This window comes from Nitrospinota bacterium, from assembly GCA_035528715.1.
Lineage (GTDB): Bacteria > JADFOP01 > JADFOP01 > DATKYB01 > DATKYB01 > DATKYB01.
This window is the reverse complement of record DATKYB010000040.1, coordinates 12,197-34,550: the sequence shown is the minus strand read 5'-3', so window position 1 is coordinate 34,550 and position 22,354 is coordinate 12,197. Positions and strand designations below refer to the sequence as shown.

The window sequence follows — 22,354 nt, the reverse complement described above, 5'->3', positions numbered from 1 at the left end:
AAGCCAATGGCAACATACTCCTTTTTCTTCATGCTGATTGTCTCCTACCAAAAGATGGGTTTGAGCTAATAAGAGAAAGACTTAATGATAAACAAGTTTCAGCAGGAGCATTCTTTTTAAACATTGAACATCCCTCATTTCGTTTTAGAATTATAGAGAAGGTTGCAAATCTGAGATCACGGATAACCAGGATCCCCTATGGCGATCAGGGCCTCTTTATAAGAAAAGAGCTCTTTGAGCAGATAGGCGGATTTGCTGATATACCCCTTATGGAAGATATCGAAATATCAAGGAGACTGAAAAAAATAGGAAAGATTGTATTTCTAAGAACACCCATCAAGGCATCTCCACGAAGGTGGTTAAAAGAGGGGCTCATTTACACAACACTGAGGGATTGGATAGTAGCTATTTTGTATATTTTTTTAAAAGTATCACCTGAAAAACTTACTAAACACTATAAGGATGCAAGATAAGAATAAAATAAGGGGAAGAAATTAAAACTTAATACTAGAATTGCAGAAAAATTAATAAGGAATATAGATTAATGATTTCAACTTTAACAGCTAAATTTGAAGAGATTGCCAAAGACTCTTCTGATAGAGTATCCATAGTAATGAAAGAAGATGATACGATTCATAAGCTAACCTATGGACAGATCTACAATTCATCATTGAAGGTTGCTAACTGGCTTTGCATGCAGGGAATCCAAAAAGGGGATAGGATTGCTATTGCTTTAGAGAACTGCCCGGAATGGTGCATATGTTACTTTGGGCTTCTATTTTCCGGAGCCATCGCAATCCCTCTAGATTTTGAACTGGGCACCAAAGAAATCAAATATTTTTTAGAACAAACTCAAACCAAGATCATATTTGCATCCGAAAAGCTGTGCTTAGAAGACTTTAAGGATCTTAATTTTTTACAAAAGATTGTTATCATCAATAAAAAACATGACTCTTTTGAGAAATCAATTGGTTTTTCTGAAATTTTAAAAGCACCATCAAGTCATATAAGCTTGCCCCGTATAGAACCCGAAGATCTGGCTTCCATTATCTTTACATCAGGCACTACTGGACTTCCTAAAGGAGTTATGCTTACGCATAAAAATTTCTTCTCGAACTTTTCAAGTATTTCAAAGCTTAATATAGCCAGGCTTTCTGATAATTTCCTTTCTATCCTTCCCCTACACCATTCATTTCCTTTTATAGCAACATTGATTGTCCCTCTTTTTTCCCAAGCAAGGATTACCTATATAAAGACTCTTAAACCGGAAGTGATTCTAAAGTGTCTCAGGGAAGAAGAAATAACCATCTTAGCTGTTACGCCTCAAGTTCTTCAGCTCTTTTACAGCGGAATTGAAAAAAAACTCGAAAAGATTCCACTTTTCTTTAGAATATTTTTTCGTTTCATTTTAAATCTCTCATGGATGTTTTCAGAAAGAACGGGGATGAATCCAGCAAAACCTCTTTTATCTAAATTCCGATCCGCTATGGGTTCAAAGTTTCGATATTTTGTCTCAGGAGGGGCTAAATTAGACGAGGAGCTTGCAAGGAGTTACTTTAAATTAGGATTCAAAATCCTCGAAGGTTATGGCCTTACTGAAACAGCACCAGTTGTGAGCATAAATTTGCCGAAAAGACCCAAAATAGGTTCTGTAGGCAAAGTACTTCCTGATGTTAATATAAAGATTCTGAACCCAGACGAGAAGGAGGTTGGTCAGATACTGATTAAAGGTTCCAATGTCATGAAAGGTTATTACAAAAACGAAAGAGAAACCCAAGAAACTATTAAAAACGGGTGGTTTTACAGCGGAGATCTCGGATACCTGGATAGCGAAGGGTATCTTTTTATAAAGGAAAGATTGAAAGAAATCATTGTTCTAAGTTCCGGAAAGAATATTTCTGCGGATGAAGTGGAAAAATATTATCAGCAAGCGCCATCTGTAAAAGAAATTTGTGTGCTGCCCGATTCTAAACAAGAAAAATTAGTTGCTGTTATTGTCCCGGATCTTACTTATTTGAGAGAAATTGGTGAGCCGAATATTCAAGGCAGAGTAAAGTGGGATTTGGAATATTTCTCAGAAAGGCTCTCGCCACATAAGAGAATCAAAGGTTTCTTTCTGCTCAATGAAGAACTACCAAAAACACGCTTAGGCAAAATAAAAAGACATGAGGTCAAGAAGATATATGAAGAGAGATTTCTGAAAGGAATTGAAAAAAAGAAACCATTAATTGAAGAAAATTTATCTGAAACGGGAAGAAAAGTAATTGATATTCTCTTAAAGAAAACGGGCGAGAGAGGCATATCCTTAAATGACCATATAGAACTCGATCTCGGTATCGACTCCTTGGGAAGAGTAGAGCTAATGGCAACATTAGAAGAAAAATTTACTATTGATTCCAAGGAAGAGGAATTTATGAAATTATCGACGGTCTTTGAACTGATAAATTATATTGAAGAGGAATCTCAAGAAGACAAAAAACAACTGAAGGTAGAAAAACGTTCGTGGGAATCTATTATCAGTTCAAAACCTCCTCAACACTTACTCGATAAAATCACTATTATTGTAAGTAGAACAGGATGGTTCTTTACGCTATTTGCTTCTCTAATTTTTGATCCTCCTTTTAAGTTATTCTTTAGACTAAAAGTTTACGGCAGAGAGAATCTTCTGAAGGATGCGATTATTATTTGTCCTAACCATACAAGTTATCTTGATGGATTTGTCCTTTTCAGTTCTCTACCTTTGTCTCTAAGATATCATTTCTTCTTTATAAGCTTTCGCGAATATTTTGAGCTTCCAGTCATCAGGAACTTAATTAAGCTAATAAAAGTCATTCCTCTAAGCCCATCAAAGAATCTAGTAGAAACAATGCAATTATCCTCTTTTGTGCTAAAAAACGGAAAAATTCTCTGTATCTTTCCCGAGGGTGCAAGAAGTATTAGTGGTGAGATTAAGGAATTTAAAAAAGGTGCTGCTATCTTAGCAAAAGAATTAGGAGTGAAAGTTGTTCCTGCCTATATCAGTGGAACAAATCAAGCTTTGAAGCGCGGTTCATGGTTTCCAAAACCCTATCCTGTAAAAGTCATCTTCGGCCGGTATTATCTTTTTGGGGAACTCAAAGAGAAGGGATTAAAAATCAATAGTAGTGCTGAAGATTATGAGGCCATAAGCATAGGATTGAGAGAAGAGGTTCTGAGCCTTAAGAAAGAGCTTGAAGCTTATCAAGGTTAGCCAAAAAAGCTAGTATCAAAAAAATAAATTTTAACTAATAAGGTCTTTTAGCTTTTGTTTTTTAATATTTGAGTAATCAAATATGACAACAGAATAATTCACTATCTTCTTCTCAACCTCCTCCATATCTAATTCTTTTCCAAGTAATCTTTCCATAGAAGTAGGCTTTGCATCTTTTAAACCGCAAAGGATAATGTCATCAAAGTAGGAAAGGTCTGTATTGACATTCATTGCAAAGCCATGCCAGGTTATCCATCGGCTTATCTTTACCCCAATAGATGCGATCTTCTCCCCTCTGACCCAGACCCCTGTTTTTCCCTTTATCCTCTTTCCATCAATACCATATTCTTTAAGGACCCGAATCAAAACCTCTTCAATATTTCTCAAAAAGTGGTGAACATCTTTTTTAATATTAGTTAAATCAAAAATAGGGTAGCCGACGATCTGACCAGGACCATGATAGGTAATGTCTCCTCCCCTTTCTATCTCCCAGAACTCTATCCCTTTTTTCCTCAAGGACTCCTTATCTAAAAGAAGGTTGGATTCTTTTCCGCTCCTTCCGAGCGTGTAAACATGATTATGCTCTACAAGGATAAGAAGATCCTCAATCGAACCTTTCTGCCTTAGTTTCATTAGTTTTCTTTGAAGGCCGAGGGTTTTGCTGTATTCATTAAATCCAAGATTTAATATGTTCAATGTCTTTTTCATAATCAAAAGGTTTAATGGATTAATAAGCGGCAAGCTTCTTCACGGCGTCCACAGTCTTCTTAACGTCTGGCAGATAAAACTCTTCCAATGGAGGGCTAAAAGGGACATGTGTGTCTGGGCTCGTTACTCTGATAATAGGGCCATCCAGTTCTTCAAAAAATTCCTCAGCTAAAAAAGCAGAGATTTCACTGGCAATACCCAAAGTCTTTTTGTCCTCCTGAAGTATTAAAACTTTACTGGTCTTTGAAACAGATTTTTTTATCATCTCTTTATCTAAAGGCGAGAGGGTTCTTAAATCGATAACTTCAGTTTCTATGCCAGCTTTTTGTAAAATATCTGATGCCTCAAGAGCTATGTGCACCATCGCCCCGTAAGTAATGAGTGTAATGTCATCTCCCTTTCTCTTTATATCACCCTTCCCCAAGGGGATTATAAAATCTTCTTTTGGCACCTCTTCTTTAATTCTTCTGTAGAGGTATTTGTGTTCAAGATAAATCACGGGGTTATCATCCCTTATAGATGCCTTTAAAAGTCCCTTTGCGTCATAAGGAGTGGATGGAACAACAACCTTTAGACCGGGCGTATGGATAAACCATGCCTCGGGGCTCTGTGAGTGAAATATCGCTCCGTGAATCCCCGCGCCTGATGGTCCTCGTATCACTATAGGAACAGAAATCTTGCCACCATGTCTGTATCTCATAGTAGCAGCTTGATTGACAATCTGGTCAAAGGCACAGGATATAAAGTCGGCAAACTGCATCTCCACAACAGGTCTCATACCAAGAAGAGATGCGCCTATAGCAGCTCCGACAATTGCTGATTCGGATATAGGGGTGTCAATAACCCTTTCTTTCCCAAATTCCTTATACAAGCCCTCTGTTGCACGAAAAGCCCCTCCATAAATACCAATATCTTCACCCATCAAAAAGACATTTTTATCTCTTTTCATCTCTTCTCTCATTGCACAACGAATGGCCTCTAAATAGGTTATTTGGCTCAATCCTTCCTCCGTTTATTTTTCTTTACTTGTAGATATCATCGAGCGTCTCCTTTCCCTCTGGAAAAGGACTTTCCTCAGCAAATTTTACGGCTTGATCTATTTCCTCTCTTATATCCTTATCTATGCTCTCTTTGAGCTTCTTATCCAGTATCTTCAATTCTTCCAGATAGAGTTCAAATCTTGGTATTGGGTCTCTGCTCTTCCACTCCAAAAATTCATCCTTTGCCCTGTAAGACGCTTCGTCATGTTCTGAGTGTCCATGCCAGCGATAGGTTTTACACTCAATCAAAGTTGGACCTTCTCCTGCTCTTGCTTTATCTATAGCCTTTTTGGCTATCTTATAAACCGCCATAAGGTCATTACCACTACACACAACACCTGAAAAGCCATAACTCGAAGCCCTGTCCGCGACGTCCTCAATTGCCATTTGCGCCTCTATTGGTGTGGAATAGGCAAAAAAGTTGTTCTCACAAACAAAAATAACAGGGAGTTTCCAGACCCCTGCCAGATTCAGGGCTTCATGAAAGTCACCTCTGTTACTGGCCCCCTCTCCAAAAAATGCAACAACTACATTATCCTTCTTCTTCAATTTGAAAGCGAGACCGACTCCTGCAGCAACAGGTAAGGAAGAGCCCAGCATACTTGTAGATCCAATAACCCCAAGATCTATATCCCCAGCGTGAAGATAGGAATCTTTTCCTTTTGAAAGGCCTGTCTTCTTTCCTAATAGCTGTGCCATAAGAATCTTCGGCTCAATCCCTTTTACGAGAGTAGCTCCTATGTCTCTATGGAGCGGGAAGATAAAATCTTCCTTCTTAAGATCAATACATGTTCCGACAACAATAGCTTCCTGGCCCATGCCTGAATAGACTCCTCCCAGTAATTTCCCTTGTCTGTAGAGTATGGAGATCCTTTCTTCAAAGGCTCTGATAAATTTGAGCCAGTAATGCATCTTTTTAAGAAGTCTTTCCTTCTCCAAAAGCTTCTTCCTCTATGAAGAGTTCAATCAAATGGAAAGCCAAAACCTACGCTGTCCTTTCCTTCTTTATAATCGCAAAATTTTTTGTGTTTTTTTGATTTTATGTCAGATATCTTGCCAAAACAGTAGGGACAAGTTTTGTGCTTTCTCACACTTAAAGGTCTTTTGATCCTGACACATAAAACCTCTTTTTCTTCTTTATCACTCTTTTGTCTTTCTTTTTTCATATCCTTTCCTGATTTTTAAAGAATTTAAAGTTCTTTTTCTATTGCAGAGGTGAGTCCATCTGTTGTGGCACTGCCCCCAAGATCTTTTGTTAGCATTCCCTGTTTAACAACCTTTCTAACTGAATCTTCAATTCTTTTTGCAGCGGAATCTTCTCCTATATATCTTAACATCAATGCTCCTGAAAGAATCGATGCGATAGGATTAGCTATGTTTTTTCCCGCGATGTCTGGAGCGCTTCCATGAACCGACTCAAAGATCGCACATCCATCTCCAAAATTCGCACCCGGAGCTACCCCCAATCCACCTATAAGGCCAGCACAAAGGTCAGAGATAATATCCCCGTAGAGATTCCCCATGACCAGGACATCATACTGATAAGGGTTGGTAACCAACTGCATACATGTACTGTCCACAATACCCTCTTCGTATTGAATCTTAGGATAGTCCTTTGAAATCTCCCTTACACAGCTTAAAAAAAGGCCATCGGTCATCTTCATAATATTGGCCTTGTGAACCGCAGTAACCTTTTTTCTTCCCTCTTTTTTTGCATACTCAAAGGTGAATCTGGCAATTCTCCTTGATGCCTGTTCTGTAACAATTTTCAGACACTCAACTACGCCCGGTACAATCTCCTGCTCCTTATCCGTATAAAGACCCTCTGTGTTTTCCCTTATAACCACAATGTCTAAATCCTTATAAAGGGAACGAATACCCGATATACTTTTAATGGGTCTTACACATGCATAGAGGTTGAGCCCCTTTCTTAATGCTACATTGGCGCTTGAGTGGCCAGATACTATGGGAGTGGTTGTGGGCCCTTTAATAGCAATCTTGTTCTTTTTGACAATATCAAAAACATCATCTGTCAAAGGTTTTCCCGATTCGGCCAAGACTTTTTCACCTATTTCTACTCTTTCCCAGTCAATCTTTACACCCGTAGCGTTTATAACCTTAATGGTTGAGCCTGTAACCTCAGGTCCTATGCCATCTCCAGGAAGCCACGTAATTTTATGCATCCTATTGTTCTCTCAATCTTCTTCTGTTTTTAAACTTCAAGCTTTAATCCTTCTTCTAGCTCCTTTTTCAAATCCTGTAAAAACCTTCCTGCGTCAATGCCATCAATAACCCGATGGTCATAAGAAAGGCAAAGATTCATCATAGATCGGATCGCAATAGCATCATCAATGACCGCTGGTAGCTTTCGAATAGCTTCGACACCGAGGATAGCTGCCTGTGGTTGATGAATGATAGGTGTTGAGAATATGGCCCCAAAAACACCAGGATTGGTTATGGTAAACGTCCCTCCTTGGAGTGAATCGAGAGGAAGTTTCTTCTCTCTCGCTCGCTCTGACAGATTAAATATCTCTTTTGCCATATCCTTAATATCAAGCCTCTCAGCCCTTTTGATCACCGGAACAATCAGGCCTTCTTCTGTTGCCGTAGCAATACCGATATTGTAATATTTTTTTATAATAATCTTATTGTCTTGAAGAGTTGAATTGATTTTAGGAAATCTCTTTAGAGAATTTACAACCGCCTTCACAATAATGGATGTAAATGTCAGGGGAACATTATATTTCGATTGGAACTTTTCTTTATTCTCTTCACGGAAGCCCACAATCCTTGTCATGTCAACCTCAACTACTGTTGTAACATGAGGAGAAGTATGCTTGCTCTTTACCATATGCTCTGCAATGCTTCTTCTTACCCTTGACATTTCAATAATTTCTTCTTCTTCTGTTTTGACCTCTTCTGTTACCTTCTTCACTTCCTTTAATGGTTCTTCCTTAGTGATTTCTCTCTGTTTGATCCCCTCACGCTCCAGATAATTTAATATGTCTTTTTTTGTCACCCTTCCATTGATACCGCTTCCTTCTATTTTGTTTATGTCTATATTAAATTCAGATGAGATCTTTGCTACTACCGGGGTGATCTTCTTTCCTTTGCCTTTCAGGGATGATTTCTTTTCTGCCTTTTTCTCTTTCTTTTCTTTCTCTGTAGGCTTTTCTTCTTTTTCCGGTTCCTTTCCTTTTTCCTCTCCCTTCTTCTCTTTTTTTTCAGCCCCTTCCTCATCTTCCACAATAACAGCTATATCTTCTCCTGCCTGAACAGTATCTCCTTCTTTTGCGAGAAGTTTAGAAATCTTGCCTTTGACTGGAGAAGGGATCTCGGTATCAACCTTATCCGTCGATATTTCTACAAGCGGCTCATCCTTCTTTATGTAATCTCCCTCTTTTTTGAGCCACTTTATGATTGTCCCCTCAACAACTGTCTCTCCCAACTGGGGTAAAATTACCTTTGTTTCCATTTATCAATATAACCCTTGATTTTATATAAGATTAATTAAATATGAATTACCCTGCCCAGAGCATCCAGAGATGCCTCTCCTACAACTTCTGAGAGTGTTGGATGGGCATGAACCGTGGTAGCCAGCTCCTCAACCGTCGACTCCAGCCTCTTTGCTACTCCAATCTCAGCAATCATCTCTGTTGCCTCTGACCCAAGGATATGTGCTCCTAAAATCTCTCCATATTTTTTCTCTACGATGATCTTTACCATCCCTTCCATTTCCTCAAGTGCCTGGGCTTTCCCATTAGCCCTGAAGGGAAATCTTCCGATATCTATATCAAAACCCTTCTCTCTTGCCTTATCCTCTGTTAGTCCTATACTGGCAACCTGGGGTTGACAATATGTACAGCTAGGCATATTGTTAAGATCTAAACCAGCCTCTTTTCCCTTAGCAATATATTCCACAGCAGCAATTCCTTCCTCTGATGCTGCGTGTGCGAGAAGAGGAGCTCCGATAACATCACCAATCGCGAAAAGACCCTTTATATTTGTTTCATAATTTTTATTCACCTTAATAAAACCATTGTCCGTATCCACTTTTAAATCTTCAAGGCCTAAATTTTCGATATTAGGATCCCTGCCAATAGCAACCAGTATCTTTTCTCCAACAATATCTTTGACCTCTTTCTTAGAAGACATTTTAAGCTTAATATTCTTTCCTTCTATCCTCGTCTCTGCAACTTTTGAACCTGTATATATCTTTACACCTCTTTTTATGAAGGAAGACCTCAGTTGCTCAGTTATTTCCTTATCTTCAATAGGAAGAATATTCTCTAGCATCTCTATTACAGTAACCTCTGAACCATAAGAATTGTAGATATATGCAAACTCAATACCGATAGCCCCAGCCCCTACGATAATTAAGGATTTGGGAACCTCCTCTAAAACCATCGCCTCTGTACTTGTAATGACCTTTTCACCATCTATCTTTATACCTGGTACAGACTTTGGCCTTGAACCTGTAGCAAGAATTATATTTTTTGCCTCAAGTTCATTTACAAGCTTCCCGTCTTTTTCTACTTTTACTCTATTTGAACTGTTTAGAGTTGCATGTCCTGGAAAAAGTGTTATCTTATTCTTCTTGAAGAGATACTCTACGCCTTTTGAGAGCTTAAGAGCTACCTTTCTGCTTCTCTTAACTGCGCTTCCAAAATCAAAGCTCAGATTATCATAAGAGATCCCAAACTGCTTTCCTTTTTTAAAGAGATCCAAAACCTCTGCGTTTTTTATCAATGCCTTTGTGGGTATGCATCCCCAATTAAGACAGACACCGCCTAATTTATCTTCTTCGACCACGGCTGTCTTTAGCCCTAGCTGGGAAGCTCGTATCGCAGCCACATATCCCCCAGGACCTGAACCTATTATAATGAGGTCAAATTTCTCCATGTAATTATTCTCCTTTTTGTTGTTGAAAAATTTTTTATAAAACGATTCCTATAGGCTTCTCTAAATCTATCTTGAGTTCCTGTAAAAACTGAGCTGCCACTACACCGTCTACAATACGGTGGTCACATGAAATCGTTACCTTCATCCTGTTTCGTATTTCTATTTTATCCTCAATCACCACTGGTCTCTTGATGATTGAGCCAACAGCAAGAATAGCGCCTTCTGGGGGATTGATGATAGCTGAAAAGTTTTCAACGTCATACATACCCATATTAGAGATGGTAAATGTCGCACCTGTATACTCCTCGGGTTTCAGCTTCTTCTCCTTGGCTTTTTCTATGAGTTCCTTGCTCTCTTTTGCAACCTCAAAAAGAGTTTTTTTCTCAACATTTCTTATAACTGGTGTTATCAGACCATCTTCTAAGGCAACGGCAATCCCTATATGAATAACATTGTAATAAATGATTTTATCTGTCCTATATGAGGCATTTATTTGTGGAAATTTCTCAAGCGCAATGGCTGAGGCCTTTATCAAAATATCATTAAAAGATACAGGAATTTCTTTTTTCAAGGTTTTCAATGAATTCCTAAAATAGATAGCTCTTTCCATATCAATTTCTGCAGTCACATAAAAATGCGGCACAGGCCCTTTGCTCAAAGTGAGTCTCTTTGCAATTGTCTTTCTTATTGTAGAAAGAGGTTCTTCTCTGTATTCCTCAATTTTCTCTTTAATTTCTGGCTTTATCTCTTTCGCTTTTGAAATGGTGCTTAACACGTCTTTCTTGATAATCCTTCCTTCGGGACCACTTCCTTCTATTGTTGAAATATCTAAGCCTCCTTCTTCTGCTATCTTTTTAGCTAACGGAGAGATAAAAATCCTTTTTCTTTCTTCCTTTTTCGGTTCTTCTTTTTTCTCTTTCTCTTTCATTTCTTCTTTTTCTTCTTTCTTTTCTTCCTCAGTTGGTTTTGGTGCCGCTTCTGCTTTTTCCGGCTCCTTCTCTTTGGGTTCTTCTTTCTTCTCTTCTTCCTTAGCTGGTTTTTCTTTTCCCTCTTTCACAATATCTGAAATATCCTCATCCTTCTCTCCTATAATAGCAATCAGGTCTCCTACTGGTGCAGATACACCCTCTTTTAAAATTATCTTTCTTAGAATCCCTGATGAATAAGCCTCCATCTCAAGGTTTGCTTTGTCTGTCTCCACCTCTGCAAGCACATCACCTTTTTCGACCCTATCTCCCTCTTTCTTTTCCCACTTGATTATTTTGCCTTCTTCCATTGTATCGCTTAATCTTGGCATCAGAACTTTAAAGGCCATTTCTTTCCTCCATTACTGATCAATGTACATAACACTTTTTACTGCCTTTATAATCTTTTCCTTGCTGGGGAGAGCTGCTTCTTCTAAATTTCTCGCAAAGGGCATGGGAACCTCCTCCCCTGTAACCCTTGATACGGGAGCATCAAGATAGTCAAGGACTTCTTCATAGATTAAACTTGATATCTCCGAGGCAACGCCGCAAAATCTCCATCCCTCCTGAACGATAACACATCGATTTGTCTTCTTTATTGATTCAAAAATCATATCTTTATCCAGAGGCTTGATGGTCATTGGATCAATGATCTCAGCATTAATCCCCTCTTTTTCAAGTTCGCTAGCTGCCTGCATGGCGAGATGGAACATCTTTGAATAGGCGATGATCGTCACATCTTTTCCCTCTCTCTTTATGTCGCCTTTACCGATGGGAATGGTATATTCTTCCTCAGGAACTTCACCTTTAAGTCCGTACATAAGCTCAGATTCCATAAAAATGACAGGGTTATCATCTCTAATAGCCGACTTCAAAAGTCCTTTGGCATCCTTTGGAGTAGAGGGGATAACCACTTTTAATCCGGGCACGTGGGCATACCACGCCTCAAGAGCCTGAGAATGCTGTGCTCCAAGCTGATGAGCCGCTCCGCTTGGCCCCCTTATAACCATCGGTATCTTTATCTGTCCCCCTGACATATACCGAAGTTTGGCAGCGTTATTCACAATCTGATCCAGTGCCAGTATAGAAAAATTGAATGTCATCATCTCGATTACAGGCCTCAGCCCCAGCATGGCTGCCCCGATTCCCACCCCTGTAAAGCCTGCTTCTGTAATGGGGGTATCGATAACTCTTTTCTCTCCAAATTCTTCTAAAAGACCCTGACTTACCTTATAGGCACCATGATAAAAACCGACCTCTTCGCCCATTAAAAAGACTTTCTCATCTCTTTGCATCTCTTCTTTTAGTGCCTGATTGATTGCTTCTCTAAAAGTTATAATAGCCATTGAATCCCCCTCTATTCAATATATAAATCTTCGTAAAGAGAATCTAAAGGCGGCTCTGGACTCTTATCTGCAAACTCTACTGCCTGATTTATCTTTTCCTCTATTTCCTTTTCAATATCCTTTACATCTTTCTCTGAAATGACCTTTTTTTGCATAAGCTTCTTTTTAAAGGCTTCTACAGGATCCCTTTTCTTCTGCTCCTCAAGCTCTTCCTTTGTTCTGTAATGCGCAGGGTCTGCCATAGAATGACCCCGAAACCGATATGTTACGGCCTCGATCAAAGTGGGGGCTTTCTCTTCCCTTGCCCTTTTAACCGCCTCTTCAAATGCCTTTTTAACATTTAAAACATCCATTCCATCAATATGGATATTGGGTATGTCATACGCACAGGCCTTCTGGCAGATATCATACAATGAAGTTGATCTTTCAACTGCTGTTCCCATACCGTATCTGTTATTTTCAATACAGTAGATTACAGGAAGCTTCCAGACAGAAGCGAGGTTTAAAGATTCATGAAAAGTCCCCTGATTAACAGAACCTTCTCCAAAGAAACACAAAACTACCTGGTCTTTTCCTTCGTATTTGATGGCAAATCCCATACCTGTAGCCAGAGGAAGGTGACCAGCAACAATGGCGTGTCCACCCCAAAAGTTCTTTTCGATATCAAAGAGATGCATGGATCCACCTTTTCCTTTGGAAACACCGGTCTCTTTTCCGAAAAGCTCAGCCATAACCCTTCCTCCATCGCTCCCTTTAATCAAACAGTGGGCATGTTCCCTGTATGAAGCAAGGACATAGTCATCATCTCTGATTGTTGACAAGGCTCCTACAGCCACTGCTTCCTCACCGATATAGAGATGGCAAAAACCCCTGAATTTCCCCATCGTATACATCTCTCCTGCTTTCTCCTCGAATCTCCTTAAATAAATCATCTTATAAAGCAGGCCTTTGAGTTCGTCATCTTTCATGTTTTATAAAACCCCCTTTTGTTATTTAATCCTTATCTTTAGATTTATCTTTATCCCTTCCAGGGATACCAGGTTCTGTCATGGAACGGATATCAAGTATCTTTTCTATCTCTTCTTTCGAAAAAATATTTTTTTCAATCAAAAGCTCTCTGATCGTTTTCCCCTTTGCAGTGGCCTCCTTTGCAATCTCAGAAGCCTTTTCATAACCGATATGGTAGTTAAGAGCTGTAGCCAAACCCATGCTTTCCTCTACGTATTTCTTGCATCTCTCTACATTAGCTGTTATTCCATCAAGACATTTATCTGTAAATACATCTAAAACATTCTCCAAGATATCAATTGAATAAAGAATATTATAGATGATAACAGGCATCATCACATTGAGTTCCAGCTGTCCAGCCTGTGAAGCCATTGATATTGTAAGATCATTCCCGATAACCTGAAAACAGACCATATTCAAGACTTCTGCCATAACGGGATTAACCTTTGCCGGCATAATAGAAGAACCGGGCTGTAGGGGTGGAAGATTTATCTCTGCAAGACCTGTTTTTGGACCTGAACTCAAAAGCCTTATATCATTAGCGATCTTTGTGAGCTCAATAGAAAGGAGTCTTAATGTCCCAGAAAGCTTAACAAATGGAGCCATGCTCTGCATTCCCTCAATCATATCCTTTGACTCAACAAGATCAAATGATGTCATCTCTCTGAGCTTTTGTATGAGCCTTTTTTGATATTCAGGAAGTGTATTTAGTCCTGTTCCTACGGCTGACCCTCCTATACTCAATTCTTTTAATGATTCCAATGCCTCTTCTATATTGGAGATTGCCTTGTTAATGATTGAAGAATAGGCTTTGAATTCCTGCCCCATTCTTATTGGTGCTGCATCCTGAAGATGTGTACGGCCGGCCTTTATAACCGAATCAAACTCTATCCCCTTTTGTCTGAAACTCTCCTCCAGCTTTTTGAGAACAGGGATTAATCCTTCAATCGAAATCAATACTGATATTCTCATGGCTGTGGGAAAAACATCATTGGTTGACTGACCCATATTGACATGGTCATTGGGATGGACAACACTGTAATCTCCCTTTTTTCCTCCCAAGTGCTCAATAGCCCTATTTGCCAGAACTTCATTGACATTCATGTGGTGAGAGGTGCCTGCACCAGCCTGAAAGACATCCACGACAAACTGGTCTTGAAACTGCCCATCGATAACCTCCCATCCAGCTTTAACAATGGCATCTGCAATTTTTTTATCAAGAACTCCTAATTCCGTATTTGTCTTTGCTGATGCAATCTTTATCATAACAGAGGCCTTTATGAAATTGGGATGAGGTTTGATTCCACTAACAGGAAAATTCTCCAAAGCCCTTTGGGTCTGAATACCATAATAGACATCTTCTGGGATTTCCCTCTCTCCGAGGCTGTCATGTTCTTTTCTAAAGCCCATTTTTTTTCTCAATCTTTTTTACAATATTTATTGTGGTCCATTAACATCTCTTTGTTATATTTCATCCCTTCCCTGCTGTACGATGCAATCTCTAACATCCTTGTATCCATCCTGATGGCATCCTCAGGACACGCCTCTACGCAGAATCCACAATAGACACATATGCCAAGATCGATATCGAAACTTACAGGATATTTCTCAATACTGGGATCTGGGTGTTCTCCTGCAACAATATATATACATTTTGCAGGACATATCGTCTCACACATCATACACGCCACACAACGTGGTGAATCGTCTTCCCTAACGGTTAAGCGATGTAAGTTTCTATGTCTTGTTGAAAGCGATTTTTTCTCCTCAGGATATTGAATCGTAACCGCACCCTTCCTTTCTGTCTTAACACCAAACAGATTAAGGATATGAACTTTCATGTTTTGAAAGAAATGCTTGGATGTTAAAATTAAACCCTTTAAGACTTCTTTTATGTAAAGTCTTTCCCAAAAACTAAGAGAATCGTTCTTCATCACTTTCCTTATTAAATAAATAATATAATTATTATTCCAGTAATCAATATATTTGCCAATGATAGAGGCAGCATAAACTTCCAACCCAGTCTCATGACTTGATCATAGCGAAATCGAGGCAATGTCCATCGAATAAGCATCAAAACCCAACAAAAGAACAGCACCTTTATCAAAAACGATAAAAACTGTAATAATATGACAATCAAATGTGGTAGCTTAACAGTAATTCCCATGGGGAACAGAAATCCTTCTTTAAAGAGAAAAGGTATCTGCCATCCACCAAAAAAAAGGGTGGTCAAAACTCCTGCAGCCATTATCGTCTCAACAAAATCTGTCATCATAAACATTCCAAACTTCATCCCGCTATACTCTATATGATATCCGATAATCTCTGATTCACCTTCTGGAAGATCAAAAGGTATTCTTTTTGTCTCTGCTATAACAGCAGTCATAAACAAGAGAAAACCTAGGGGCTGTAAGAGAATGCCCCATTTGGGAATCATTCCCCATAAGAGGTCTCCCTGCTTCTCAACAATCTCCATCAGATTAAGGGAACCATAGGCCATAATAATACCCATAATGGATGAACCCAAAATAATCTCGTATGATATCATCTGAGATGCAGCCCTTATTCCACCAAGAAACGCATAATTATTCTTTGATGCTGTTCCTGCAATTAACACCCCAAAGACAACCAGAGACATCATGGCAAATATATATAAAATTCCTATATCCAGATTAACTATCTGTAAGGGTATTCCCCGACCTTTTATGTAAAGCTCGCTCCCAAAAGGCAAAACAGCAAAAGCCACGAGTGAGAAAAATAAAGTCATGAATGGTGCTAGGGTATGGAGACCTTTGTCAGCAAATGGAGGTATAAAATCCTCTTTTGTTATTAACTTTATAGCATCAGCCAATGGATGGAAAAGGCCTATTACCCTGAATCCAAAGATATCTGCTCTGTTAGCGCCTATTCGATCCTGCATCACAGCACTCTGCTTTCTTTCCACCCAACCGAGAAGACCAGCAATACTCAATACAATGAACAGGATAAATATTATTTTTAAGCTAGCGAGAAATAGTTCAATAAACATAAAATTAACCTCAATATAGATTTATTCCCTCATCACCAATCAAGGAGTAGCTTAAACCCACAAATGAGGATATTTCTTTTGTGATATCAAAAAATATCTCTTCGGGACCACCATATTCCACAGGTATTCCCAACTCTCTTGCTATCTTCACAAAGATTTTCCATTCAGAGAGGGAATCTCCAAGGGGTTCCAAGGCTTTATTTATCTTCTGAACCCTTCCACTCTGATTAATAAAAGTTCCGTCCTTTTCAGCAAAGGTTGAACTGGGCAATAGAAAATCGGCAAACTCCACTGTCTCGTTAAAATTAGTCCCTTGAAAAATCAAAGAATCTACAGAACTCAATGCTAAAGCCACCTCTTCCCTTCCCATCTTTTTTACTAAATCATGGTTCATGAGATAAAGAATCTTTATTTCTTTATTCTCTGCTTCTCTTAACATATCTTTAAGTTCCAGCCCTTTATCTTTTGGGAATAAACCTAATTCCTCACAGCCTCTGCTGTTTGGATTCTTATCCTCCCTTATAAGAAAATCATCACTATAAACGTTGAGTTGAGATGGCACCCTATAATCGATATTTTTAATACCCAAATGTTCAGAAAATAATTTTTTTAAAACGAAATTATCTTCATTTGTACATTGGGGGGATGGAACAATACCTATGCTCTCGGGAGGATATTTTTTAAGCAAACCTGCAATTCTTTCAATAGCCATATCCCATGAAACCGGGATTAACTTCCCCTGTTGTCGGATATAAGGTTTTTCTATCCTGTTATCATCAACAAATTTATAACCATATCTCCCTTCATCGCAAATCCACCATTTGTTGACCTCCTCATTAAACCGAGGTTTGATTCGCATCACCCTCTTTCCTTCGGCCTTACAAGTTCGGTCTACATTATAGTGAATCCAGACATTACAGCCATTGCTGCACCCAGGACATATCGAGGGCTTCTCCTTTAGATACCAGACTCTGCATTTAAACCTAAAATCTCTATCCGTAAGTGCACCAACGGGGCAGATGTCCACAACGTTCCCAGAATATTTGTTATTCAACTCTTTTTTCGGAAAGGTTGATATCTCTGAATGATCTCCCCTGTTGAATATTCCCAATTCAGAGCTTTTGGAGACTTCATCACAGAATCTCACACATCGACCGCACAAAACACATCTCTCAGAATCCAAGATGACTGTTGGACCAATGACAACAGCTTTGCGCTTTTTTACCTTATCTTCGAGAAAGGTACTATTGTATAAACCATGTCTCATATAATATATCTGCAAATAGCATTCTCCTGCCTGATCACAGACAGGGCAATCCAGGGGATGGTTGATGAGTAAAAATTCAAGGATTGCTTGTCGTGCCTTTATAACCCTTTCACTCCTTGTATGAACTTTAATACCATCTGAAACAAGGGTATAGCATGATATCTGAAGTTTTGGTACCCCTTCAATCTCTACCAGGCACATCCTGCAATTGCCTGCTATGCTGAGACCCGGGTGATAGCAGTAATGGGGTATCTCAATTCCTATTTTCTTTGCTGCTTCTAAAATAGTGGTTCCTCTTTCCACCCTCATCTCTTTGCCATCAATGGTCAGCGTATGCATGATTACACCTTCAAAATTTAATCAATAAAAAAAGGGTACTTAGACTCAATATTACATTTCTTGACTCTTATATGATATTCAAACTCATGTCTGAATTTGTTGATAAAGCTTTGAACAGGCAGAGCTGCTGCGTCTCCCAAAGGACAGATAGTATTGCCTAGAATATTAGCCGCTATCCTTAAGAGGTTTTCTGTATCTCCAATCCTGCCATCCCCTTTTAAAATTCTTTTGAGAACTTTTTCCATCCATCCACACCCTTCTCTACAAGGGGTACATTGGCCGCATGACTCGTGGGCATAGAATCTGATTAGTATGTAAAGTGCTTCAACCATACAGGTGTATTCATCCATAACAATGATAGCCCCTGAGCCGAGCATGGAGCCTATCTTTGCTATTGAATCGAAATCCATATTCACGTCTACTTCTTCAGCCTTCAACACAGGCGAAGAAGAACCCCCGGGAATAATCGCCTTTAACCTGTTGTTATTTTTGATTCCTCCGCCATATTCATAAATAATCTCTCTTAAGGGAATCCCTAATGGCAATTCATATAATCCCGGCCTATTTACATGTCCACTTAAACTGAAAAGCCTTGTCCCTCCACTCTTTTCCCTTCCTAGCCTTGCAAATTTCTCTCCTCCCATATCTATAATCATAGGGATAAAGCACAGGGTCTCGACATTATTGACCAGTGTGGGACAGTCAAACAAACCCCTTAGGGCTGGGAATGGAGGCTTTAATCGAGGCCACCCCTTTTTGCCCTCTAAGGATTCCAACATCGCTGTCTCTTCTCCACATATATAGGCACCCGCTCCCTTATAAATAATCAAATCGAGATCAAATCCCCTTCCGTAGATGTTTTTACCAAGAATCCCCTCTCTGTAAGCTTCTTCAATCGCTTTTTGCAAAACCCTTGCAGGTTTTGTATATTCACCCCTTATATATACGTAGGCCACATGGATGTCGAGGGCATAACATGTTATGATAATCCCCTCTAAAAACAGATGCGGATTATTAAGAAGGAGATACCTATCCTTAAAGGTCCCAGGCTCTCCCTCATCGACATTTACTGCCAGATATTTCGGTTTATCCGTCTCTCTGGGGAGAAAAGTCCATTTTACGCCTGTAGGAAAACCCGCTCCTCCTAAACCCCTTAGGTTGGATTTTTTGACCTCCTCAATAATTTCATCAGGGCTCATTTCCTTTAAGGCCTTTCTTAATCCCCTGTATCCTCCAGAATAGAGATAGATATCTATCCCTGTAAATCCTTCAATATTGATATTTTTTGTTAATATCCTGAGGTCTTCTTCCATTGATATATCTTTTCTTAAAAATTACTCCAATTCATCAAGGATCTCGTCTATCCTCTCTTTACTCAATCTTCTGTAATAGACATCATTGATCATCATGTTAGGCCCTGTATCACAGGCCCCTAAACACTCTACGGTGACAAGCGTAAATTTTTTATCTGGGGTTGTCTCACCAACTCTAATCCCCAGTTTTTCACAAAGATAATCAATAATTTCACCACAGCCAGAAAGAGTGCAGGGGAGGTTTCTGCAAACCTGTAAAAAATATTTTCCTACCTCCTCTTTGTTATAGAGGGTATAAAAGGTAACAACTTCATGAATTTTAACCACTGGAATATCTAATAAATCTGCTACATACTCCTCTACTTCCTGAGAGATATATCCAAATTCCTCTTGAGCTAACGATAAAACGGGCAGAATGCTTGACTCTTTTCTGATTTTGGCATGGATGGAGAGTATCTCTTTCAATTTTCTTTGAGCCTCTTCAGAAAACCTTATCTCCTTTTTCATCTGTCTAATTCTCCCCCTACCATATTCACAGATCCAAAGGTTGGTATAATATCTGCAACCATATCTCCTTGAATGATTTCGTGAAAGGCCGCCATAATGGGAAAGCAGGGCGGTCTGACTCTTACACGGTGCGGCCTGTCGGTTCCGTTACTGACGATATAAAAACCCAGCTCCCCATTTGCCCCCTCAACAGGAAAGTAGACCTCTCCTTCTGGTGGTTGCATTCCATCCTTGTACATGATTAACATAAAATGATTCATGAGACCTTCAATATTGCTATAGGTATCCTGTTTTGATGGGATAACGATGGTCCTTTTATCCACATTTACCCTGAAATGACTTTGTATTTCAGAACCTTCCAAGGTAGGTGCCACTTTAGAATGTGTCAGAATTAGCTCTTTTGTCTTGCCCATCTTCGCTAAATCAATCATCTCTGAAGACTCAATAATTCTATCCAGAAGATCAACTCTTACAGAACCTTCAGGAATATCCCGTAAGGCCTGTTCTATGATCCGAGAGCTCTGTTCCATCTCTTCCATCCTTACAAGATATCTATCCATATTATCCCCTTCTATCCCAGTTGGTATCTTAAACTCTACGCTGTCATAAATAAGGTAAGGATTTGCCTTCCTGACATCATAACCTATGCCTGTTGAGCGAAGAAACGGACCGGTTATCCCATACGATTGGGCAAATTCCTGGGATATCTTTCCAATCCCTCTCATCCTGTCAACGAAAATTCTGTTTTTGGTTAAGAGCCTGTGGACCTCTTCCAAAACGCTTCTCAACTCCTTAAGGGCCTCTCTGCATTTTTCTTTAAAGTCATCCGGCAAATCAGCCTTTACTCCGCCAATTCGGGTATAGGAGGTGGTTATCCTTGCACCGCTTACATCCTCTATTAAATCATAAAGATATTCTCTGGCTTTCATCATATAGAGAAATACTGTCATGGCACCCAGTTCCATGGCAGAAGCTCCGATACAGGTCAGGTGATCTGTAATTCTCGATATCTCACTCATGATAACTCTGATATATTGACATCTCTTTGGAACCTCAATTCCAAAGAGTTTCTCAACTGCCATGACATATCCCACATTATTGATAAGGGGTGAAACATAATTCAACCTATCCGTATAAGGGATAGCCTGCATATAGTTTCCATTTTCACAGTGCTTCTCAAAACACCTGTGTAAATACCCGATATCTATATCAGCATTGATTACTGTCTCGCCGTCCAGCTCCAATACTATCTTTATAATCCCATGCATGGCTGGATGGGCCGGGCCCATATTGAGAAACATATGCTTGGTTTTTAATTCTTTAGTTGTTGTTTCCATAATCTTTTCATCATTTTCTGTTTATATCTTCCTTACTCCCTGGACCAATGAGGGGCTGTCTCTTATCAATGGGGTAATCCTTTCTTAGAGGATGACCCTTAAACTCTTCATAAAGGAGGATTCTTTTTAGATTAGGGTGTCCATTAAATCTGATCCCGAACATATCCCAGACCTCTCTTTCATACCAATTAGCGCACGACCAAAGGGGTACAAGGGAATCAACAACCGCTTCTCTCTCCAGGAGAGGAACCTTTAACCTAACCCTTTTATTAAAATCCATGGAATAGAGATGATAGACAACTTCAAATCGATAACCCCTCCCAAGATAATCAACAGCTGTTAGATCCATTAAGATATTAAATCGAAACTCTTCACTCTCTTTTAAAAATTCAGCGATTCTGTAGAGATATTCTCTATGAATGATTAACGTATCATCACCACGAAAAGAGTGTCGGCTGATAAAACCTTCAGGAAATTTCTCTTTTATTTTTTCAAAGACAGAACCCTCTTCTTTCAATCTTAAATCTCCTGTTTTTGATTCTGAATCTTTTCCTGAAGCTTTATGAGTCCATCCAATACTGTCTCTGGCCTTGGGGGACAACCTGGGATATAGACATCTACAGGAATAATCGTATCGATTCCCTGAACCGTAGCATAATTGTTATAGAATCCACCGGTACATGTGCAAACCCCAAAAGCAATCACCCATTTTGGCTCACACATCTGTTCATAGACGGTTCTTAGAATAGGAGCTATCTTGTGACTTATCGTACCAACAACCATTAAAAGGTCGGCCTGTCTTGGGGAAAATCGAGGAAAACCTGCTCCAAATCTATCGATATCAAAGTGCGAGCAAGCAACAGACATATATTCCATGCCACAGCATGCCGTAACAAAGGGATACTGAAAGATAGAATATTTCCTTGCCCAACCTAGCACCCTATCAAGCTTCGATAAGATGATGTTTTTATCCAAAGTCTTCTCTACTCCCATTCTAAAGCCCCTCTTTTCCATAAATAGACAAATCCTGCGATCAAGACAAAGAGAAAGATGAACATCTCAACAAAACCTATAAAGCCTAGCTCTTTAAAGATAACAGCCCATGGATAAAGATAGAATATCTCTATATCAAAGATGACAAAAAGGAGGGCAATAATGAAGAACTTAATGGAGAATCTCCCCTCAGGCTGGACAATGGGTTCGTGACCGCACTCAAAGGGTTTTGCCTTGGTAGGAGTCATTCTTTTTGGACCCAAAATAGAGGCGAGCAAGATTATTGTTCCAACGATTGCCCCTACAATGAGAAACATCAATAATATGATGGCGAACTTTAATAACATGAAAGAGTAAATGGCTTAGAATTTA

Annotated in this window: 22 protein-coding genes; 2 read left to right on the top strand and 20 right to left on the bottom strand. The window is 39.3% G+C overall.

All coding sequences use genetic code 11. The features are described 5' to 3' along the window. Both VMW81_02820 and VMW81_02815 read left to right on the top strand, forming a co-directional pair. A partial coding sequence (locus VMW81_02820) for a glycosyltransferase family 2 protein (GenBank protein ID HUU49877.1) occupies positions 1-473 on the top strand: 473 nt, incomplete at its 5' end. 71 nt (positions 474-544) lie between these two features. Then, positions 545-3,229, top strand: a complete 2,685-nt coding sequence (locus VMW81_02815; protein HUU49876.1) for an AMP-binding protein — start codon at positions 545-547, stop codon at positions 3,227-3,229. 30 nt (positions 3,230-3,259) lie between these two features. On the opposite strand, the gene lipB is transcribed toward VMW81_02815, so the two are convergent. Genes lipB through VMW81_02715 form a run of 20 tightly spaced genes read right to left on the bottom strand, consistent with a single transcriptional unit; the run spans position 3,260 to position 22,329 of the window. Next, positions 3,260-3,937 carry a lipoyl(octanoyl) transferase LipB gene (gene lipB, locus VMW81_02810; protein HUU49875.1) on the bottom strand — a complete coding sequence of 226 codons (678 nt, stop codon included), beginning with the start codon at positions 3,935-3,937 and terminating at the stop codon, positions 3,260-3,262. Positions 3,938-3,956: 19 nt separating this feature from the next. Then, positions 3,957-4,937, bottom strand: a complete 981-nt coding sequence (locus VMW81_02805) for an alpha-ketoacid dehydrogenase subunit beta (GenBank protein HUU49874.1) — start codon at positions 4,935-4,937, stop codon at positions 3,957-3,959. A gap of 22 nt (positions 4,938-4,959) precedes the next feature. Beyond that, a complete protein-coding gene (locus VMW81_02800) occupies positions 4,960-5,916 on the bottom strand; it encodes a thiamine pyrophosphate-dependent dehydrogenase E1 component subunit alpha (protein HUU49873.1) in 957 nt (318 codons plus the stop codon). Positions 5,917-5,939: 23 nt separating this feature from the next. After that, the gene (locus tag VMW81_02795) at positions 5,940-6,143 is read right to left on the bottom strand and encodes a hypothetical protein (GenBank protein ID HUU49872.1); all 204 of its coding nucleotides are present in this window, start codon (positions 6,141-6,143) and stop codon (positions 5,940-5,942) included. A 24-nt stretch (positions 6,144-6,167) separates the two neighbouring features. Then, entirely contained in the window at positions 6,168-7,160 is a 993-nt protein-coding gene (locus VMW81_02790) for an isocitrate/isopropylmalate dehydrogenase family protein (protein HUU49871.1), read from the bottom strand. 29 nt (positions 7,161-7,189) lie between these two features. After that, on the bottom strand, positions 7,190-8,452 hold the full coding sequence (sucB, locus tag VMW81_02785; protein HUU49870.1) for a dihydrolipoyllysine-residue succinyltransferase: 1,263 nt from the start codon (positions 8,450-8,452) through the stop codon (positions 7,190-7,192). A 35-nt stretch (positions 8,453-8,487) separates the two neighbouring features. Then, complete coding sequence (gene lpdA / locus VMW81_02780) at positions 8,488-9,879, bottom strand: dihydrolipoyl dehydrogenase (GenBank protein HUU49869.1); 1,392 nt, start codon at positions 9,877-9,879, stop codon at positions 8,488-8,490. A 34-nt stretch (positions 9,880-9,913) separates the two neighbouring features. Then, a complete protein-coding gene (locus VMW81_02775; protein HUU49868.1) occupies positions 9,914-11,194 on the bottom strand; it encodes a pyruvate dehydrogenase complex dihydrolipoamide acetyltransferase in 1,281 nt (426 codons plus the stop codon). Positions 11,195-11,206: 12 nt separating this feature from the next. Further along, entirely contained in the window at positions 11,207-12,190 is a 984-nt protein-coding gene (locus VMW81_02770; protein ID HUU49867.1) for a pyruvate dehydrogenase complex E1 component subunit beta, read from the bottom strand. An 11-nt stretch (positions 12,191-12,201) separates the two neighbouring features. Beyond that, the gene (gene pdhA / locus VMW81_02765; protein ID HUU49866.1) at positions 12,202-13,158 is read right to left on the bottom strand and encodes a pyruvate dehydrogenase (acetyl-transferring) E1 component subunit alpha; all 957 of its coding nucleotides are present in this window, start codon (positions 13,156-13,158) and stop codon (positions 12,202-12,204) included. Between the two features lie 25 nt (positions 13,159-13,183). Beyond that, positions 13,184-14,608 carry an aspartate ammonia-lyase gene (locus VMW81_02760; protein ID HUU49865.1) on the bottom strand — a complete coding sequence of 475 codons (1,425 nt, stop codon included), beginning with the start codon at positions 14,606-14,608 and terminating at the stop codon, positions 13,184-13,186. An 8-nt stretch (positions 14,609-14,616) separates the two neighbouring features. Continuing rightward, positions 14,617-15,132 carry an NADH-quinone oxidoreductase subunit I gene (locus VMW81_02755; protein ID HUU49864.1) on the bottom strand — a complete coding sequence of 172 codons (516 nt, stop codon included), beginning with the start codon at positions 15,130-15,132 and terminating at the stop codon, positions 14,617-14,619. Between the two features lie 11 nt (positions 15,133-15,143). Further along, on the bottom strand, positions 15,144-16,226 hold the full coding sequence (locus VMW81_02750; GenBank protein HUU49863.1) for a complex I subunit 1 family protein: 1,083 nt from the start codon (positions 16,224-16,226) through the stop codon (positions 15,144-15,146). Between the two features lie 10 nt (positions 16,227-16,236). Then, complete coding sequence (locus tag VMW81_02745; GenBank protein HUU49862.1) at positions 16,237-17,832, bottom strand: molybdopterin-dependent oxidoreductase; 1,596 nt, start codon at positions 17,830-17,832, stop codon at positions 16,237-16,239. Between the two features lie 17 nt (positions 17,833-17,849). Beyond that, positions 17,850-19,145 (bottom strand): NADH-quinone oxidoreductase subunit NuoF, encoded by a 1,296-nt coding sequence (gene nuoF, locus VMW81_02740; GenBank protein HUU49861.1) that lies wholly within the window; start codon positions 19,143-19,145, stop codon positions 17,850-17,852. Between the two features lie 21 nt (positions 19,146-19,166). After that, complete coding sequence (locus tag VMW81_02735; protein HUU49860.1) at positions 19,167-19,652, bottom strand: NAD(P)H-dependent oxidoreductase subunit E; 486 nt, start codon at positions 19,650-19,652, stop codon at positions 19,167-19,169. After that, entirely contained in the window at positions 19,649-20,989 is a 1,341-nt protein-coding gene (locus VMW81_02730; GenBank protein ID HUU49859.1) for an NADH-quinone oxidoreductase subunit D, read from the bottom strand. Before VMW81_02730 ends, VMW81_02735 begins: the two co-directional genes overlap by 4 nt. A gap of 10 nt (positions 20,990-20,999) precedes the next feature. Continuing rightward, positions 21,000-21,506: an NADH-quinone oxidoreductase subunit C gene (locus tag VMW81_02725; protein ID HUU49858.1), complete on the bottom strand. Its 507-nt coding sequence runs from the start codon at positions 21,504-21,506 to the stop codon at positions 21,000-21,002. Positions 21,507-21,508: 2 nt separating this feature from the next. Next, entirely contained in the window at positions 21,509-21,982 is a 474-nt protein-coding gene (locus tag VMW81_02720; GenBank protein HUU49857.1) for an NADH-quinone oxidoreductase subunit B, read from the bottom strand. Continuing rightward, positions 21,973-22,329: an NADH-quinone oxidoreductase subunit A gene (locus VMW81_02715; GenBank protein HUU49856.1), complete on the bottom strand. Its 357-nt coding sequence runs from the start codon at positions 22,327-22,329 to the stop codon at positions 21,973-21,975. The genes VMW81_02720 and VMW81_02715 overlap by 10 nt, the downstream gene beginning before the upstream one ends. Positions 22,330-22,354: the final 25 nt, after the last annotated feature.

What these genes read in the sequence shown, in the direction of transcription:
- sucB (HUU49870.1), bottom strand. Translation starts at nt 8,452, where the DNA reads ATGGAAACAAAGGTAATTTTACCCCAGTTGGGAGAGACAGTTGTTGAG.
- VMW81_02815 (HUU49876.1), top strand. Translation starts at nt 545, where the DNA reads ATGATTTCAACTTTAACAGCTAAATTTGAAGAGATTGCCAAAGACTCT.
- pdhA (HUU49866.1), bottom strand. Translation starts at nt 13,158, where the DNA reads ATGAAAGATGACGAACTCAAAGGCCTGCTTTATAAGATGATTTATTTA.
- VMW81_02755 (HUU49864.1), bottom strand. Translation starts at nt 15,132, where the DNA reads ATGAAGAACGATTCTCTTAGTTTTTGGGAAAGACTTTACATAAAAGAA.
- VMW81_02775 (HUU49868.1), bottom strand. Translation starts at nt 11,194, where the DNA reads ATGGCCTTTAAAGTTCTGATGCCAAGATTAAGCGATACAATGGAAGAA.
- VMW81_02730 (HUU49859.1), bottom strand. Translation starts at nt 20,989, where the DNA reads ATGGAAACAACAACTAAAGAATTAAAAACCAAGCATATGTTTCTCAAT.
- VMW81_02760 (HUU49865.1), bottom strand. Translation starts at nt 14,608, where the DNA reads ATGGGCTTTAGAAAAGAACATGACAGCCTCGGAGAGAGGGAAATCCCA.
- VMW81_02735 (HUU49860.1), bottom strand. Translation starts at nt 19,652, where the DNA reads ATGAAAAAGGAGATAAGGTTTTCTGAAGAGGCTCAAAGAAAATTGAAA.
- VMW81_02790 (HUU49871.1), bottom strand. Translation starts at nt 7,160, where the DNA reads ATGCATAAAATTACGTGGCTTCCTGGAGATGGCATAGGACCTGAGGTT.
- nuoF (HUU49861.1), bottom strand. Translation starts at nt 19,145, where the DNA reads ATGGAAGAAGACCTCAGGATATTAACAAAAAATATCAATATTGAAGGA.
- VMW81_02750 (HUU49863.1), bottom strand. Translation starts at nt 16,226, where the DNA reads ATGTTTATTGAACTATTTCTCGCTAGCTTAAAAATAATATTTATCCTG.
- VMW81_02715 (HUU49856.1), bottom strand. Translation starts at nt 22,329, where the DNA reads ATGTTATTAAAGTTCGCCATCATATTATTGATGTTTCTCATTGTAGGG.
- lipB (HUU49875.1), bottom strand. Translation starts at nt 3,937, where the DNA reads ATGAAAAAGACATTGAACATATTAAATCTTGGATTTAATGAATACAGC.
- VMW81_02745 (HUU49862.1), bottom strand. Translation starts at nt 17,832, where the DNA reads ATGCATACGCTGACCATTGATGGCAAAGAGATGAGGGTGGAAAGAGGA.
- VMW81_02770 (HUU49867.1), bottom strand. Translation starts at nt 12,190, where the DNA reads ATGGCTATTATAACTTTTAGAGAAGCAATCAATCAGGCACTAAAAGAA.
- lpdA (HUU49869.1), bottom strand. Translation starts at nt 9,879, where the DNA reads ATGGAGAAATTTGACCTCATTATAATAGGTTCAGGTCCTGGGGGATAT.
- VMW81_02795 (HUU49872.1), bottom strand. Translation starts at nt 6,143, where the DNA reads ATGAAAAAAGAAAGACAAAAGAGTGATAAAGAAGAAAAAGAGGTTTTA.
- VMW81_02720 (HUU49857.1), bottom strand. Translation starts at nt 21,982, where the DNA reads ATGGGAGTAGAGAAGACTTTGGATAAAAACATCATCTTATCGAAGCTT.